This window comes from Devosia sp. WQ 349K1, from assembly GCF_016595685.1.
Taxonomy (GTDB): Bacteria; Pseudomonadota; Alphaproteobacteria; order Rhizobiales; family Devosiaceae; genus Devosia.
Genome location: NZ_JAENGO010000008.1, coordinates 84831 through 101758, shown reverse-complemented (window position 1 = coordinate 101758; position 16928 = coordinate 84831). Strand labels below are relative to the sequence as shown.

Here is a 16928-nt window from a genome sequence, read left to right as displayed (position 1 = left end):
ATGTTACTATGGTCAGGGCAGGGATAGCTGAGGAGCCTCCCTGAGGAGGACATCACTGTGGCGCAAAATCCGGCTGGGAACGTGAACGCGACGCTTGGGCCGCTGGTCGAAATGACCGGTGTCGACAAGTCGTTTCCCGGCGTCCGCGCTCTCTCCAATGCGCAGTTTCAACTCTTGCCCGGTGAGGTTCATGCTCTCATGGGAGAGAATGGCGCGGGCAAGTCCACGCTGATGAAAATCCTTTCTGGCGTCTATTCTCGCGACGCTGGCAGCGTGCTTGTTAACGGCGCTCACACTAACATCAGCTCGCCGCGCGAGGCCCAGGCGAACGGCATTTCCATCATTCACCAAGAGCTGGCGCTGATGCGCGATCTCACTGCTGCGCAAAACATTTTCATCGGTCGCGAGCCGCGCAAGTTCGGCATTCTGGACGAGGCCAAGCTCAATCGCGATGCGGCGGAAATTTTCGCGCAGATGAATTTGAAGCTTGAGCCAACGGTGAAGGTCGAAACCCTTACCATTGCCAAGCAACAGATGATCGAAATCGCCAAAGCGCTGTCTTATCGCAGCCGTGTCCTCATTATGGACGAGCCGACCGCAGCGCTCAACGACGCCGAAATCGCTGAGCTGTTCGCCATCATCAATCGCCTCAAGGCGGACGGTGTTGGCATTGTTTACATCTCTCACAAGATGGATGAAATCAAGCGGATCTCCGACCGCGTCACCATTATGCGCGACGGCGAATATGTTGGCACTGTTCCGGCAGCCGACACGCCGATCGAAACCATTATCTCCATGATGGTAGGGCGCGCGTTGACCAATGAGGCGCTGGTCATTCCGGACACGTCAAACGCGCCAGTGGCGCTCGATGTCCGAAACTTCTCTCGTGGTCGCGAAATCCGCGATGTCAGCTTTACCGTGCGCAAGGGCGAAATTCTCGGCTTTGCCGGGCTGATGGGTGCAGGCCGCACCGAGGTTGCTCGGGCGATTTTCGGCGCTGACCGGCGCGAAGGCGGCGAGGTCTATATCAACGGCAAACGCATCACCATCAATTCACCCAAGGACGCTGTCGAAGCGGGCATTGGGTATCTCTCCGAAGACAGAAAGCTCTTCGGTCTCGCCACCGGCATGGACGTGCGCAACAATATCGCTCTGGCTAGTCTTGGGCGCTTTACCCATGCGGGCGGCGTGCTCGACGAGGGTGGAATGGCCGAGGCCGCACGAGGCTATATTCGCCAGCTCGCCATCAAAACGCCCAGCGACGGGCAAGAAGCGCGCCTGCTCTCTGGGGGCAATCAGCAAAAAGTGGTCATCGCCAAATGGCTGCTGCGTGATTGCGATGTGCTGATTTTTGACGAGCCGACGCGCGGCATCGACGTCGGTGCGAAATCTGAAATCTATAAATTACTCAATGCTTTGGCAGCGGAAGGGAAGGCGATCATCGTGATTTCCTCCGAGCTGCCGGAGATACTGCGCCTGGCCCATCGGATCGCTGTCATGTGTGAAGGTCGCCTCACGGGCTTCCTTCCCGGTGGCGCGAGCCAAGAAGACATCATGCGCCTGGCAACCATGCGCGACGGCATGGAGCTCAAGCGCGCGGGCTAAGCACCGCGCCAATTGAGGGGGAGAGAAAGACTATGACAGACGCCGCCGTACCCGCACAGAAGTCAGGCATTCGAATTTCGGGCGCCTTCCATCGATTGCTCGCCTTCTCAGGGCTTCTTGCGCTGATCATTGTCTTCTCCTTGGCCTCGCCCAATTTCATGCAGACCCAGAATATTCTGGCCATTCTGCAAGCGACCTCGGTCAATGGCGTTCTCGCCATCGCGGCGACGCTGGTCATTATCACGGGCGGCATCGACCTTTCGGTCGGAACGCTCATGACTTTCTGTGCCGTTATTGCGGGCGTCCTGCTCACCTATCTCGGCTTGCCACTGCCCGTTGGCGTGGTTGGCGCCATTCTCGCTGGCACTTGCGCTGGTCTGGTCTCCGGCACGGTGATTGCCAAGCTCAAAGTACCACCCTTCATCGCTACCCTTGGCATGATGCTGATCCTAAAAGGCCTGTCGCTGGTCATCTCCGGCACGCGTCCGATCTATTTCAACGATACGCCCGGCTTCACCCAGATCGCTCAGGGCTCTTTGGTGGGCGCGGTCATTCCAGCACTGCCCATTCCCAATGGTGTGCTCGTGCTGTTTGCCGTTGCGATCGTGGCCGCCTTCGTGCTGAGCAAAACGGCCCTTGGCCGCTACACCTTTGCTTTGGGCTCCAACGAAGAAGCCGTGCGCCTCTCCGGCGTCAACGTCGATCGATGGAAGATTGCCGTTTACGCCACGGCAGGTTCGATCTGTGGCGTGGCTGGCATTCTCATTGCCTCGCGCCTCAACTCGGCGCAGCCCGCTTTGGGTCAGGGCTATGAGCTAGACGCGATTGCGGCGGTGGTTATCGGGGGCACTTCGCTCTCTGGCGGCCGCGGCACGGTTCTCGGCACGCTCATCGGCGCGCTTATCATTTCAGTTTTGGCCAATGGCCTGCGCATCCTTTCGGTGGCGCAGGAATGGCAGACGGTTGTTACCGGCTGCATCATCATCTTGGCCGTCTATGCCGACATACTGCGCCGCCGCACCCTTTAGCGGCGACGCGTGTATCGCGCCCCAATCTGGGCGCTGACGACCGGCTCTTTTGAGCCAAGACGTGAACACTTGGGAGGAGAAACCCTATGCTTAGACGTACTCTGCTCGGCGCCATCAGCGCACTCGCACTTGTCAGCGCTTCCGGCGTGACCCTTGCGCAGGATCAATATGACATCGCGCTGGTCTCGAAAGGTTTCCAGCATCAGTTCTGGCAGGCCGTAAAGGCTGGCGCAGAAAAGGCTGGTGCAGAGCTTGGCGCGACCATCACCTTTGAAGGCCCAGAAAGCGAAAGCCAGGTTGACCGTCAGCTCGATCAGCTGGCTGCGGCCCTCTCGCGTAGCCCAGACGCTATCGGCTTTGCCGCTCTCGACAGCCAGGCCGCCGTGCCACTGCTTGAACAGGCTAAGGCTGCCAACATTCCGATCATCGCGTTTGACTCTGGCGTCGATAGCGACATCCCGCTGACCACTGCCACCACTGACAACCTTGCTGCTGCCGCTCTGGCTGCCGACAAAATGTCCGAACTCATCGGTGGCGAAGGCAAGATCGCCGTTGTTGGTCACGACCAGACCAGCGGCACCGGCATTCAACGCGTTGAAGGCTTCGTCAACCGCATCAAGGAAGCCCACCCAAAGATCGAAATCGTCACCGTTCAATACGGCGGTGGTGACCATCTGCAGTCGACCGAAGTCACCAAGTCGATCCTGCTGGCAAACCCAGATCTCAAGGGCATTTTCGGCACCAATGAAGGCTCGGCCATTGGCGTTGCCAACGGCAAGCAGGAGTTGAACTCCCAGATCGTCGTCATCGGCTTTGACTCCGGTGCCGCGCAGAAGGGCTTCGTTCAGTCCGGTCTCGTCAATGGCGCGATCACCCAGAACCCAGTGGGCATTGGCTACGAAACCGTCGCCGCCGCGATCAAGGCGCTGAAGGGCGAAACCCTGCCGAAGGTCATCGATACCGGCTTCTACTACTACGACAAGGACAATATGGCCGATCCAGAGATCGCAGCAGTTCTTTACGACTAAGATTGTTACGGGGGCCGGACGAGGGACCGGCCCCTTTCCACTTGATCAGGACCAAAGACATGGCCGATATTTCAGGCAAAATCGTACTCATTACGGCAGCGGCTCAAGGCATTGGTGAAGCGTCCGCGCGGGCCTTCGCTGCGGCTGGGGCCAAGGTTATCGCCACCGATATCAATGCGGCCAAACTGGCTGAGCTCAACGGCACGCCCAATATCACGACGCGCGTCCTCAACGTCCTTTCGGATGCTGATGTTACCGCTGCTGTCGCCGACATTGGCCATATCGACGTGCTCTTCAACTGTGCTGGTGTCGTCCATTCCGGCTCTGTCCTAGCGATGAGCGACGCGGATCTCGATTTCGCGCTTGATCTCAATGTTCGCGCCCAAATCCGCACCATTCGCGCCATTCTGCCCCAGATGCTGGAGCGCAAGGATGGGGCCATTATCAATATGGCAACCGTCGCCTCGTCCATTAAAGGCGTGCCCAACCGCGCCGCCTATTCCATTTCCAAGGCCGCAGTCATTGGCCTGACCAAATCTATTGCGGGCGACTACACCACGTCCAATATTCGCGTGAACGCGATCTGCCCCGGTACTGTCGAAAGCCCGAGCCTGCACGACCGTTGGCACGCTACAGGCGATTTCGAGGGAGCGAAAAAAGCCTTCATCGCGCGCCAGCCGATTGGCCGTATCGCCCAGCCCCAGGAAGTCGCCGATCTCGCCGTCTATCTCGCCGGTGCCACCTATACGACCGGACAAGTCCACATCATCGACGGCGGTTGGACGGGCTGACCCCACCTGCCCATCGCCACTCAAACTCAGAGCCCCACCTCTCCCTTTGGGGGGAGGTCGCCGCTAAGCGGCGGGTGAGGGGCCTTACTGGATCGGTGCAAAATGAAGATCACATCGCTCTCTACCCATGATTTGCGGTTCCCCACGTCGGCCTCGCTTGACGGCTCGGATGCAATGAACCCCGATCCAGATTACTCCGCCGCCTATGTGGTGCTGGGCACCGATGGCGCGTTGGAAGGTCACGGCCTCACATTCACCATCGGCCGTGGCAATGAAGTTGTAGTTGCCGCCATTAAAGCCCTCACCGATCGCGTCGTCGGGCTTGACCTTGCTTGGATTGCGGAAGACCCCGGTCGCTTCTGGCGCCATGTGACCGGCGATAGCCAGCTGCGCTGGATTGGCCCTGACAAAGGCGCGATGCATCTGGCAACCGGTGCGGTGGTCAACGCGGTCTGGGATCTTTTGGCCAAACAAGCCAATAAGCCGGTCTGGCTCTATGTCGCCGAGATGAGCCCTGAACAGCTCGTTTCCATCATTGATTTCCGCTACCTCACCGACGCCATCACCCCTGAAGAGGCTCTAGCCATCTTCCGCAAGGCCGAGGCGGGGAAAGCCGAGCGCATCGCCACCCTGCGTAAGGAAGGCTATGCCTGCTACACCACCTCGGCCGGCTGGCTCGGCTATTCCAACGAGAAGCTGACGCGCCTCGCCACCGAAGCGGTCGAAGCGGGCTTTAGCCATATTAAAATGAAAGTTGGGCGCGATCTTGCCGACGATATTCGTCGCCTCGAAATCGTCCGCTCCATCATGGGGCCAGATCGCTATCTGATGATCGACGCCAATCAGGTTTGGGAAGTCGATCAGGCGATTTCATGGGTCAATGCGCTCCAGCGCTTCAATCCCTATTTCATCGAAGAGCCGACCAGCCCCGACGACGTCGAGGGCCATCGCAAAATCCGCGAGGCCATTGGCCCGGTCAAAGTCGCTACCGGCGAAATGTGCCAAAACCGCATTCTCTTCAAGCAGTTCATCACGCGCGAGGCCATTGATATCGTCCAGATCGATGCCTGCCGTATCGGTGGTCTCAATGAAGTACTCTCGGTTCTGCTGATGGCCGCCAAATACGGTAAGGCCGTCTGGCCACACGCTGGTGGCGTTGGCCTTTGCGAATATGTCCAGCACCTCTCGATGATCGATTATCTCGTGGTCTCGGGCACCAAGGACGGGCGCGTGATCGAGTTCGTCGATCACCTGCACGAGCATTTCCTTGATCCGTGCGTGATCCAAAATGCGGCCTATATGCCGCCTGAACGCGCTGGGTTCTCCATCGAGATGAAGCCGTCCTCCATCGCAGAAAACACATTTCGGGGCGCCTAATGGATCTCGGCCTTAAAGACAAAGTCGTCATCGTCACCGGCGGTGGCTCCGGCATTGGCGCGGCCATTAGCTTGGGCCTTGCCGAAGAGGGCGCCATACCGGTCATCGTCGCGCGGTCGGAGCTCTCGGCAGAGTTCTCTGCAAAACTGTCAGCCCGCGCCCCGAACTACGGCTTTGTCAAAACTGAACTATCAGATGACACGGCCTGCCAGCGTGCGATCGAAACCGTGGCGCAAAAGTTTGGCCGCATCGAAGGCCTCGTCAACAACGCGGGTTTTAACGACAATATCGGCCTTGAAGCGGGCCCTGCGGCCTTCCGCAACTCGCTCGATGCCAATCTCATCCACTATTACAACATGGCCCATTTCGCCCTGCCGTGGCTGCGGCTGTCAAAAGGCGCTATCGTCAACATCTCCTCCAAAACCGCGATCACGGGGCAGGGCAATACGTCCGCCTACGCCGCCGCCAAAGGCGCGCAACTGGCGATGACGCGCGAATGGGCGGCAGCCCTCTTGCCGGATGGCATTCGCGTTAATGCCGTTATTCCTGCCGAGGTAATGACGCCACTCTACCGCCGTTGGGTCGATAGCTTCGATAATCCCGAGCAAAAACTGGCCGATATCACCAAAGCCATTCCGCTTGAGCAGCGCATGACCACCTCTGAAGAAATTGCAGCCGACGTGGTTTTCCTCCTCTCCAATGCCAAGTCGGGCCACACGACCGGGCAATGGCACTTTGTTGATGGTGGCTATACTCATCTTGATCGTGCGCTGAGCCTGTCGTGAGGTAAAAATGCTCATTGAGATCAACCGCTAGGCGCAGTCCTAAGTGGTGACTGGGGCTTCGCAAAAATGCTTGCATTCGCCCCCTCCGGCGTGTGACCAATCGCCCATTGATCAAGGAGAGAGTGATGATCGAACGTTTTGAAGCTGGCCCACGCATGAGCCAGGCTGTGTCCTACCCTGCTTCGGGCAAGGTCGTTGTCTTGGCCGGTCAGGTTGGCAATCCAGCAACCGCCGATGTGGTTGAACAGACCAAGGAAGTTATTGCCAAGATCGATAGCCTTCTGGCTCAGGCGGGTGCAGACAAGACCCAGATCGTTTCGGCCACCATCTGGCTGCGCGACATTTCTGACTTCGCCAAGATGAACACCGTCTGGGACGTATGGGTCCCACAGGGCCACACCCCAGCCCGTGCTTGCGTCGAATCCAAACTGGCTCTGCCAGAGCTGCTGGTCGAAATTCAGGTTACCGCCGTCGTTCTCTAAGAGACTAGATTTGGGCCGGCATTGCTCCGGCCCAATTCCCCATCCTTCTGTCGCGACAGATATATTTGTCGCGCCCACTGTTTCCGATCCCCTTGAGGCAATTTTCAAGGTCGATCCGTAGATGTGCCCCCAATGTGAGGGCGCTTCCCCCGCTCTATTTTTTATGTAAAGTACCAGTGTCGCTGATGTCAGCGCACAGTTAAGTTGTGACCTAACGTCTTTTCTGTTCGGCCGCACAGTGGTCGAATAACTCGTCAGTGCACTGCCTATACACTTGTCATGTAAAGAAAAACCGTTCGAATATGTTCATTTAACGCATTGTTAAACATCGTTAAGTGTGTGTTTCGGAACGAAAAATTTATTGGTAAGTGGCGCTGGGACGGGATTTGTTAGCATCTGCTTAACTGCGCTGATTAATATTTAGCGACAGAGGGTTCCGGGGTTTGGGTCGCTCGGCACTTTGGTGCGTTTAGACTATGTTCACGTATGGAAGGCCGGCAAAAATGCTGAGTGCGGCACGGCGCAGGCTCACAGTTAAGATATTAGCGTCCATTGGTATGGCGGCGTTTCTAGCTGCCTGTGCGACCACCTCTGAGCTGAAACCCCACGAACCGATGGTGATTGCTCCGGCACAGTCCATCGTTGTTCCCCCTCCGGGCGGTCCGGCAGTGGTGAGCGTGGTGCAGACCACATACCCCAATGCCGTCAAACATGACATTTTCCTCGAAACCACGGCCCGCACGGCCGGCGAGAATAAGATTTCGGTTATTCGTTTCGTGGGTAAGGGGAGCGATGGGTCCGACGCTGGTTTGAGCGACATTCCGTTCACCCGTGTTAACCTCACCGAAGAGGCGCTCGCCGCTTGGCCCAATTCGGGCATGGCCGTATCGCCCTTCTTCGTGCAGAACAATTATGGTCCCTTCGGCTACGCGATTGCCAAGCCGAGCAATGGCGACGTCTGCATCTATGCTTGGCAGCGTATCGAAGCCACCTTGCGCCCCTCCGGCGCGGTGGATCGTGGCTCCATCAATGTCCGCCTTCAACTGTGCCGTCGTGGCGTCACGGAAGCGCAATTGCTCGAAGTTATGTATCAGCTGCGCCTGAACACCGGGGTGTTCCCTCCAGGCAAGGCCCCTATGCAGATTGGTGCCACCCTGTCGCCTATTCGGCCTCTGGGTGTTCAAGGCTTTGCCGAGGTCATCCCGACCACACGTCCTGCCGCGCGGGCACAGACCGCTGCGCCAGCACCCCAGCCAGCGGCGACGACACGACCTATCGTGCCGTCAATTTCGGGGCCAATTGTACCAAGCCCAACCGATAGACCAAGTGGCGTCGGGCCAATGGTGCCGCGTCCACCGTCTTGGACATCGGCAACTGGTTCGACTAACACAGCGCCATCCGCGCCGAGCGTGTTCGTCCCATCCCCTCCAGCAAGCACTCGATAGAGTCTGTGAGAGCGCAGGAGACTAAAATTTCGAAGGCCCTCACAATTTTCGCATGGCTGGCAATCGCGATTGCCACGCTAGCGCTCATTGCCATCCCGGTGAGCTTACAAGTTCATCTGATCATGGCGGTGCTGCTCCTGTCGGCTATGCTGGTCATTAAGCTTTTGGACCTTGGGGGCAATTGGCGGCTGTTGCTGCTGACCTTCGGTACGATCATTGTGCTGCGCTATGCCTATTGGCGCACAACCAGCACCATCCCGCCCTATTACGAGATCGCCGATTTTATTCCCGGCCTGATCCTGTATCTGGCTGAGATGTACTGCATCGTCATGCTGTTCTTGAGCTTGTTTGTCGTGCTCAAGCCCATACCGCCACGCGGCTCGGTCCGTCTTGGACCCAATGATCGTGTACCAACGGTCGATATCTTCATCCCCACATACAATGAAGATTATGAATTGTTGGCGGGCACTTTGGCCGCTGCCAAGGCCATCGACTATCCAGCAGACAAAATGACCGTCTGGCTGCTCGATGATGGTGCCACCGATGCCAAGCGCTCGCATCCCGATCCTGAACTCGCCGCTGTTGCCCAAGAACGCTACACCCAGCTGCGCGCCCTCTGCGAGGAGCTCGGCGTGTCCTATCTGGCGCGTCCAGCCAACGAGCACGCTAAAGCTGGCAATCTCAATTATGGTCTGTCGCAGTCTAAGGGCGAATTCGTCGCCGTCTTTGACGCTGACCACGCGCCAGCGCGCGATTTCCTTCAGGAAACCGTTCCGTATTTCGATCGCGACCAGCGTCTCTTCCTGGTGCAGACCCCGCACTTCTTCCTCAATCCAGATCCGCTTGAGCGTAACCTGCGCACCTTTGAGGTGATGCCGTCTGAGAACGAAATGTTCTACGGCATCATTCAGCGCGGTCTTGATCGCTGGAATGCGTCGTTCTTCTGTGGTTCAGCAGCGCTGCTGCGCCGTGAAGCGCTTGAACATACCAACGGCTTCTCGGGTCGCTCGATCACGGAAGACTGTGAGACTGCCATTGAGCTGCACAGCCGTGGCTGGAACTCGATCTACATCGATCGTCCGCTGGTTGCGGGCCTGCAGCCAGCAACTTTTGCCAGCTTCATTGGCCAGCGTACCCGTTGGGCGCAAGGCATGATGCAGATCATGTTGTTCAGCTTCCCGCTGTTCAAGCGCGGTCTCAAGATCGAGCAGCGCATCAGCTACATGTCTTCGACCATGTTCTGGCTCTTCCCGCTGTCGCGCATGATCTTCCTGTTCGCGCCGTTCTGCTATCTCTTCCTTGATTTGCAGATATTCACCGCTTCTGCCGGTGAGTTCACCGCCTATACGCTGACCTATTTCATCGTGAACTTGGTCATGCAGAACTCGCTCTTTGGGCGCTGGCGCTGGCCGTGGATTTCCGAGCTCTACGAATATATTCAGTCGGTGCACCTGTTCGGCGCGCTGCTGTCGGTGGTGCGCAATCCATCCAAGCCTTCGTTCAAGGTCACGTCCAAGGATGAAAGCGTCGATGTCTCGCGCTTGTCCGAGCTGTCGCGTCCCTTCTACATCATCTTTGTTGTGCTCGTCGCCGCACTGGCTATGACCATCTACAAGATCACCACACAGCCCTATCAGGCCGAAGTGACCATGGTGGTGGGCAGCTGGAACATCTTCAATCTCATCATCGCCGGTTGCGCTTTGGGCGTGGTTGCCGAGCGCCGCGAACAGCGCGCCAGCCGCCGCATCAATGTTGATCGGCGCTGCGAAGTCCAAGGTACCGACGGCACATGGCTGCGTGGCAATATCATCAACGTCTCGACCGGGGGCCTTGCCATACGTTTGCCCAATTCCTCGGGCTTGGGCAGAGGCGCAGGTGCGGTGGTGCGGTTCACCCCACTCTCGCAAAATCAAGCGCGTGACCTGCACATCTTCGTGGCGTCCACAAAAACTGAAGGCAAAGCGGTCGTGTTGGGTGCGCGCTACATGCCCAAGTCCGGCAAGGACTATGAGCTTATTGCAGATTTGCTCTACGCAAACTCTGGCACTTGGTTGCAGCGTCAGAAGCAGCGCCAGGTCAATATTGGCCTTATTCGCGGCACTCTGCGGTTCGTCGGCATGGCGCTTTATCAAACCGGACGTGGCCTAGGCTATCTGTTGCGGTTTGGGTCGAGCAGGACAAATCCATGAAAAAGCTCATCCTCCTCACCACGGCGCTTCTGACGACCACCTTGCTATCGGTTGTAGCGCAGGCCCAGTTCGACATGTCGCCGGAAAGCGATCGCGTCGTTGCGGCGCCGACTCCTGCAGTGCCGCTGCCGACGACTAGCGCGGATGCTGTTCTCGCGCCGGTCAATGTCAGCTTTTCGCGCCCCATTCTGCCAGAACGCACGTTCAATTTGGCAGGCGAAGAAGTGCGCCGTTCGGTTGTCGTCTATCTGACGGCTGAACAGGCTGCGGCCCCAGCCTCGCTCGATCTGGCCTATCTCAATGCGGTTGTTGTCGCCCCTGAGAACAGTTCGGTGAAACTGCGCATCAACTCGGTTGAAATCGCCCAGTCCCCCATCGCCTCGCCCTCCCAGCCGAGCGCACTGAGCTTTGCTGTGCCTCAAGGCATTTTGCGTCCGGGACCAAACGTCATCGAGTTTGCCGCCAGCCAGCGTCATCGGACCGACTGCACCATCGCCTCGACCTATGAGTTGTGGACCGATATCGAAAGCACCAGTGCGCGTCTGCGCTTTGAGGGTGCTAACCTCGGTGTTATCCGTCAATTGTCCGATCTCGGCGCAGTGGGCGTCGATGAAAACGGCACGACGACCCTCCGCGTTATCTCCGCGGATCATACCGATAGTCGTGCCCGCACGGCGCTCTTGCGCTTGACCCAGCAGTTGTCGCTCGCCATGCGTGTGCCAGGCCTAAAGGTTGAACGCGCCACTGAGCTTTCATCGGAAGCACGCCCCGGCGTTCTCGATGTCGTGGTCATGCCTGCCGAAAGACTGCCAAGCGCGGTTGCTGGTGCAGCACCCCAGGCTACGACCGGTCCTGTCGCGGCAATGATAGCGGTCCAAAGCAAGGCCAACACACTCGTTGTCTCCGGCCCGGATTGGCATGCGATTGAACGCGCAGGCGAGGCCATCGCCATCGCCGCACCCGGTGGCGATGGCCGTCCGCGCATCGACTTGGCGACCCCGCATCCGCGCCTTGAAGGTGGCATGGAAATCTCGCTGAGCGAATTGGGCGTCGAAACCATTGAGTTCAATGGGCGCAATTTCTCGACCAGCTTGCAGTTCGATCTTCCGGCGGACTTTTACGCCTATCGCTATGGCACGCTCGATCTGGTCCTCGACGCGGCGTTCTCGGCCGATGTGGAGCCTGAGAGCGAGATCAATATTTACACCAATGGCCAGATCGCCTCGGCAACGCCTTTGCTGCGGACCGATAGCGGCATCCTGCGTAATACGGTCATGCGTATCCCCATGACCAATATGCGCCCCGGCCGAAACGTCGTCGACATCAGGGTCAATCTGTTGACGGCCTCCGACGCGCTCTGCCAGCCCGGCTGGACCGGCCAGGCCCCAACGCGTTTCGTGCTGTCCAATTCCACTGTCCTGCGCATGCCAGAGTTCGCGCGCGCTGCCAGCTTGCCAAACCTTGAGGTCTTTACCGGCCTTGGCTGGCCCTATTCCGAGCAGCCTACAGTCCCGGTTGTGGTCAGCGAAGGTGAAACCGATCTCACCGCCGCCATGCAGCTTCTCGGCCGCGTGGCGGCCGCCGGCGACACAGTCTTGCCCGTTGAGGTTATGTCCCAGTCGACGCTGACCCCTGACAAAAACGCTATTCTTGTCATGCCGCTTAGTGCGATGCCCGTATCCATTTCGGGCCGCACCGGCATTTCGGGTGTATCGGCACCGGTGCAATCGCCCAATGAGCGGGCCCTCGATCAGTTTGCAACCCCGCAGGCCGAAACCTCGGCTTGGCGCCGCCCTGCCGATTGGCTGTCGCAACGCTTGGGTCTGAACTTGGATGACCTGCGCATTCGCGCCCTTGATAACGGCCCGCGGACCATTTCCGCCAATTCTGCGGCGCTCTCTCAAGTGCGTCAGCCTGAGGGTGGCATTTGGACGGTCCTTACTGCCGCCGACAGCGCCGTTTTGCTCGAAGGCTCTGAGCGGATGTTGGTCACCGACAACTGGCGCAAAATTTCTGGCCGCATCAGCGAAGTGGCCCGCAATGCCGATGGTGTCGAGGTCGTTCCTGCGAGCAACCACACCCTTGTAAACACGCAGCCATTTTCTTTCGCTAACATGCGCCTTGTCGCTGCGAACTGGTTCTCCGGCAATATTTTGTTCTTTGCCGGTGCAATCATGGCCATGGGCGTCCTGCTCATGTTCGCAACTTCGTTTGTTCTGAATGCCGTAGGACGCCGAGAATGAAGTGTCTACCTCTCGTTGTTCTGGCTTTTCTAGGACTTGCTGTCATGCCAGCGGTAGCTAAGAGCCCACAAATCCATGCCGACGAATGGCGCCTGTATCTCGATAGTTATGTCGAGCAGAACGGCCGCGTCGTTGACCTCGCCAATGGCAGTATCAGCCATAGCGAAGGGCAGGGCTATGGTATGATTTTGGCGGTCCTCGCCGACGATCGCGCCAGCTTTGAACGGATTTGGTCCTTCACCGATACCGAGTTGCTGATCCGCAATGATGGCCTGGCCGCATGGCGCTGGGAGCCGACCGCCGATCCCCATGTCTCGGACACCAATAATGCCACCGATGGCGATATTCTGATCGCCTATGGTCTGCTGCTCGCCGCTGAGCAGTGGTCGGACGACGCCTATCGTCAACGTGCACTCGCCATCATACAAACGGTCGGCCGCACGATGATTGTGCCGAGTGAGGCCGGTCCTGCCATATTGCCGGGCCAGTTTGGCTTTATCCCAGAGGATGGTTCGTCCCCGATCCTGAACCCATCCTATTGGGTGTTTGAGGCTCTCGATCTCTTTGCCAAGGTCGATAGCTCCACCGATTGGGCTGCAATCTCCAAGGCTGGTCTCGATATTCTGCGCCGTGCCGCGGTGAGCAAGGCCGGTGTGCCCGGCGATTGGATCCAGCTGAAAAATGGTGGCGTTGTCCATGCTCCCAACCATCCGGCTGAGTTCGGCTACAACAATATTCGTATCCCTCTCTATTTGATCCGCGCCGGTGCCAACCCCGGTTTTCTCGGCCCCATTCGACGCAGCGCGACAGGGGATACACTGAATAAAATCAACGTCATCAATGGTGCGCCGTTGGAGCCAATTGCCGAGCCGGGCTACCGCCTGATCGTTGCAGCCATAGATTGCGTGACAGCGCACAAACCCATTCCGATCGAATTACGCAGCTTGCAGGCAACCAGCTACTACGCTTCGACATTACAGTTGTTGCTGCTCGATCATTTGCGCCGCAATGAACCCCTGTGCCTAGGCGGAGGCTATTGATGCGTTTTACTATTCCGCTTGTCATCATCGGGCTCATCGGCGGTGTCAGCTATGCCGTGGTGGCCGAACAGGGCAAGCAGCGCCTACCGCATGCGGATACACCTGTTCAGACAGTCGTGGCGCAAGCCGAGCCTGTGCCTATGCCAGAGCCGAGCGCAGCGCCCGTCCCGCAAGGTCCGAAGGTCGATGAAACGGCTTTGCGGTATTTCGCCCAGCAGGGCGACACCGAGCGCATGAACCGCGAAATCGAGCGCCTGCGCGCCCTATATCCAAACTGGGAGCCGCCTGCAGACCCCTTGGCTCAAGACTTCTCACCAGATCGCGATATTCTTCGCATGTGGGAGTTGTTTAACGCTGGCGATTACGCCGGTACACGCGCCGCGATTGTCGCGCGCCAAGCGACCGATCCAAGCTTCGTGCCGACCCCGGACTTGCTCAAAGAGCTTAATCTGGCCGAGGCCCAGCTCAAGTTGCGCAATGCGTCCGACGTCGGTGAGCACCAAACCGTCATTACCCTCGCGGCAAACACCCCTGAGCTTTTGACCTGCGAGCGCATCGACAATCTTTGGCGCTTGGCCGATGCCTTTGTCGCCACCGATGCCGATGACCGCGCCATCGACGCCTATAAATACATTCTCACCAATTGCACGTCTGCCGAAGAGCGCCTGTCGACCATTCAAAAGGCCAAGGCTCATTTTGACATTGCCGAATTGAGCCCTCTTTTCGAACTCGAAAAGAAGGACGCCAATGGCGTTGGCGAGTTTGAACCGCTGCGCCTCGACCTGGCCCGTGCCGCCATCGCCTCTTCGCTTGAAGTTGGCGGCGTTCCGGTGTCACCGGCCGACGTGGCTTTCTTCGAACGCTCAATAAACGAGCAATCCTCGGCAGAAGACCTGCGCCTCTTTGGCTTCTACAAGCTCGAACGCGCCCGCCCGAACGAAGCGCGTCGTCTGTTTGAACAGGCGCTCGAAAAAGACCCCTCGGAAGCGTCGGCCCTGGCCCTTGCCGCGGCTCTGCTGCAATTGCGCGATTATCGCGTCGCCGAAGAAATCCTCGCGCCCTATTCCGACCTCAGCGAAGAGATGTCGGCCATGTATCTTGACGCTGTGGCCGCAGTGCTGTCGCTCGATCCTCGCGTGTCGCTCGATAGCGATGCTCTTGGGCGCATGGTTGATGCCATTTCCTCGACCCGCGATGCCAATGCGGCGCAGGAAATGGGCTGGTATGCCTATGGTTTTGATCAGATCACGACGGCGATCGAGTGGTTTACCCTCTCGCTGCGCTGGCAGCCAGATCTTGAAAAAGCCGCCTATGGCCTGCTGGTTGCATCCAATGCTGCTGGCGACCTCGATACTGTCCAGGCGATCAAGGCCCAGTGGGGCAACCGCTCTGAGCGCATTGCCGCATTCCCGCGCGTCGTCGATGGTTCCCGACCCAATACGCCAACGGCTCCGGTTCAGGACGTGGTCGCCAAACCGGTCGCCGCGCGTCCTGCCGCAGCCCCCACATCTGCGCCGCGCGCTGCTGCGTCGGGCTCCTCCGGCTCCGGTGGTGGCGGCTCCCGCTCCTGTCAGAACCCAGTGCCAGCGGCATCCCTCTCCCCCGGTGCAGCGCTTAGTCAGGCGTGGTGCCTGATGGGCCTCAACCGTCCGGCGCAAGCCGCTGAAGCCTTTGAGCGCGCGCTCCAGTCTTCCGCTGCGGCCACACGCAGCGATGCTGCTTATGGTCAGTCGCTTGCCTATATGCGCATGGGACTGCCCGATAATGCCGCCGTTGCCGCCGCCTCAGCACCACTTCCAAGTGCCCGCGCTGTCGAGCTCGAAATCGGCATTATGACGCAAAAGGCCCAAACCGCTTACGCGGCTGGCGACTACATCAAAGCCATAGAATATCTCAATTTACGTGGCCAATACGCCCCAGAGCGCAATGACCTTTTGACCCTGCGTGCCTGGAGCTACTACCACATGAAGCTCTATCGCGAAGCGCGCCGCATTTTCAAAGCTGTGGCAGCCACAGGCTTTGGCGACGCTTCCGAGGGCCTTCGCCTCTCTGAACAAGCCCTGATGATCTACTAATTCGAGCGCAATTGCGTCTCGATCACTGTCACCCCCGCCTCCGCGCACAGCTGCCGGATTGCAGGGGGGCAGGCGTCCGTGATGAAGCTATGAGCTTGGCTCAAATGCCCAATTCTCACTGGCGCAGTGCGGGTGAACTTGGTCGAGTCGGACACCACGATGACATGACGCGCATTGGCGATAATGGCTTGCGCGACCTTCACCTCACGATAGTCGAAGTCCAAGAGTGACCCATCGCTATCGATGGCGGAAACGCCGATGACGGCAAAGTCGACCTTAAACTGCCGGATAAAGTCGACCGCCGCTTCCCCCACGATCCCGCCATCGGAAGGCCGGACCACGCCACTGGCGATCACCACTTCAATGCTGGGCACGACCCGCAAGCGGTTCGCCACGTTGATATTATTGGTAATCACCATCAGGCCGCGATGCTCGCTCAGCGCCTGGCTGACGGCTTCGGTAGTCGTGCCAATATTGATCAGCAGCGACGCATTGTCCGGAATGAGCTTTGCAGCAGCCTCCCCGATAGCGCGCTTTTCATTGGTCGCGATTTGTCGCCGCGCCTCATATTCAACATTCTCAACGCCTGAAGGGTGCATCGCCCCGCCGTGAGTGCGCTTGAGTGAGCCTCTGTCACACAAAATATTGAGGTCTTTGCGGATGGTCTGTGGGGTCACGCCGAAGGTCTCAACCAGACTTTCAACGGTCACTTCACCCAGCTCGCGCGCGAGTTCTACAATTTTCGCTTGTCGCAGTGAGGGTGTCATCGGTGTGGTGTCCTTCTTTCGTTTTCTCCTTAAACGAAACCAACAGCTCCGTTAAGTCGATCTGTGCTTGCTC

13 protein-coding genes are annotated in these 16928 nt (G+C 58.4%); 12 read left to right on the top strand and 1 reads right to left on the bottom strand.

Going from position 1 to position 16928, the window contains the following annotated elements; translation table 11 throughout:
• The first annotated feature begins 111 nt into the window (after nt 1–111).
• The 12 genes from JHL21_RS15925 (at nt 112) to JHL21_RS15870 (ending at nt 16088) form a co-directional block, all read left to right on the top strand.
• Nucleotides 112–1605, top strand: a complete 1494-nt coding sequence (locus JHL21_RS15925) for a sugar ABC transporter ATP-binding protein (protein WP_200214708.1) — start codon at nt 112–114, stop codon at nt 1603–1605.
• A 32-nt stretch (nt 1606–1637) separates the two neighbouring features.
• Nucleotides 1638–2633: an ABC transporter permease gene (locus JHL21_RS15920; RefSeq protein WP_169196217.1), complete on the top strand. Its 996-nt coding sequence runs from the start codon at nt 1638–1640 to the stop codon at nt 2631–2633.
• 86 nt (nt 2634–2719) lie between these two features.
• Nucleotides 2720–3661, top strand: coding sequence for an ABC transporter substrate-binding protein (locus tag JHL21_RS15915; protein ID WP_169196216.1), 942 nt, complete (start codon nt 2720–2722; stop codon nt 3659–3661).
• A gap of 59 nt (nt 3662–3720) precedes the next feature.
• Nucleotides 3721–4452: an SDR family oxidoreductase gene (locus JHL21_RS15910; protein WP_200214583.1), complete on the top strand. Its 732-nt coding sequence runs from the start codon at nt 3721–3723 to the stop codon at nt 4450–4452.
• A gap of 102 nt (nt 4453–4554) precedes the next feature.
• Nucleotides 4555–5829, top strand: a complete 1275-nt coding sequence (locus JHL21_RS15905) for an L-fuconate dehydratase (RefSeq protein ID WP_200214581.1) — start codon at nt 4555–4557, stop codon at nt 5827–5829.
• The gene (locus tag JHL21_RS15900) at nt 5829–6614 is read left to right on the top strand and encodes an SDR family oxidoreductase (protein WP_200214579.1); all 786 of its coding nucleotides are present in this window, start codon (nt 5829–5831) and stop codon (nt 6612–6614) included. The genes JHL21_RS15905 and JHL21_RS15900 overlap by 1 nt, the downstream gene beginning before the upstream one ends.
• A gap of 122 nt (nt 6615–6736) precedes the next feature.
• Nucleotides 6737–7096, top strand: coding sequence for a RidA family protein (locus JHL21_RS15895; RefSeq protein WP_182394765.1), 360 nt, complete (start codon nt 6737–6739; stop codon nt 7094–7096).
• Nucleotides 7097–7599: 503 nt separating this feature from the next.
• Complete coding sequence (gene bcsN / locus JHL21_RS15890; RefSeq protein ID WP_200214577.1) at nt 7600–8541, top strand: cellulose biosynthesis protein BcsN; 942 nt, start codon at nt 7600–7602, stop codon at nt 8539–8541.
• 26 nt (nt 8542–8567) lie between these two features.
• Entirely contained in the window at nt 8568–10730 is a 2163-nt protein-coding gene (gene bcsA / locus JHL21_RS15885; RefSeq protein WP_200214706.1) for a UDP-forming cellulose synthase catalytic subunit, read from the top strand.
• Nucleotides 10727–12973, top strand: a complete 2247-nt coding sequence (locus tag JHL21_RS15880) for a cellulose biosynthesis cyclic di-GMP-binding regulatory protein BcsB (RefSeq protein ID WP_200214575.1) — start codon at nt 10727–10729, stop codon at nt 12971–12973. The genes bcsA and JHL21_RS15880 overlap by 4 nt, the downstream gene beginning before the upstream one ends.
• Nucleotides 12970–14013: a glycosyl hydrolase family 8 gene (locus tag JHL21_RS15875; protein WP_200214574.1), complete on the top strand. Its 1044-nt coding sequence runs from the start codon at nt 12970–12972 to the stop codon at nt 14011–14013. Before JHL21_RS15880 ends, JHL21_RS15875 begins: the two co-directional genes overlap by 4 nt.
• Nucleotides 14013–16088, top strand: a complete 2076-nt coding sequence (locus JHL21_RS15870; protein ID WP_200214573.1) for a cellulose synthase — start codon at nt 14013–14015, stop codon at nt 16086–16088. Before JHL21_RS15875 ends, JHL21_RS15870 begins: the two co-directional genes overlap by 1 nt.
• Here the strand turns inward: JHL21_RS15870 and JHL21_RS15865 are convergent.
• Nucleotides 16085–16855, bottom strand: coding sequence for a DeoR/GlpR family DNA-binding transcription regulator (locus tag JHL21_RS15865; protein ID WP_200214571.1), 771 nt, complete (start codon nt 16853–16855; stop codon nt 16085–16087). The genes JHL21_RS15870 and JHL21_RS15865 overlap by 4 nt on opposite strands.
• Between the last annotated feature and the right edge of the window lie 73 nt (nt 16856–16928).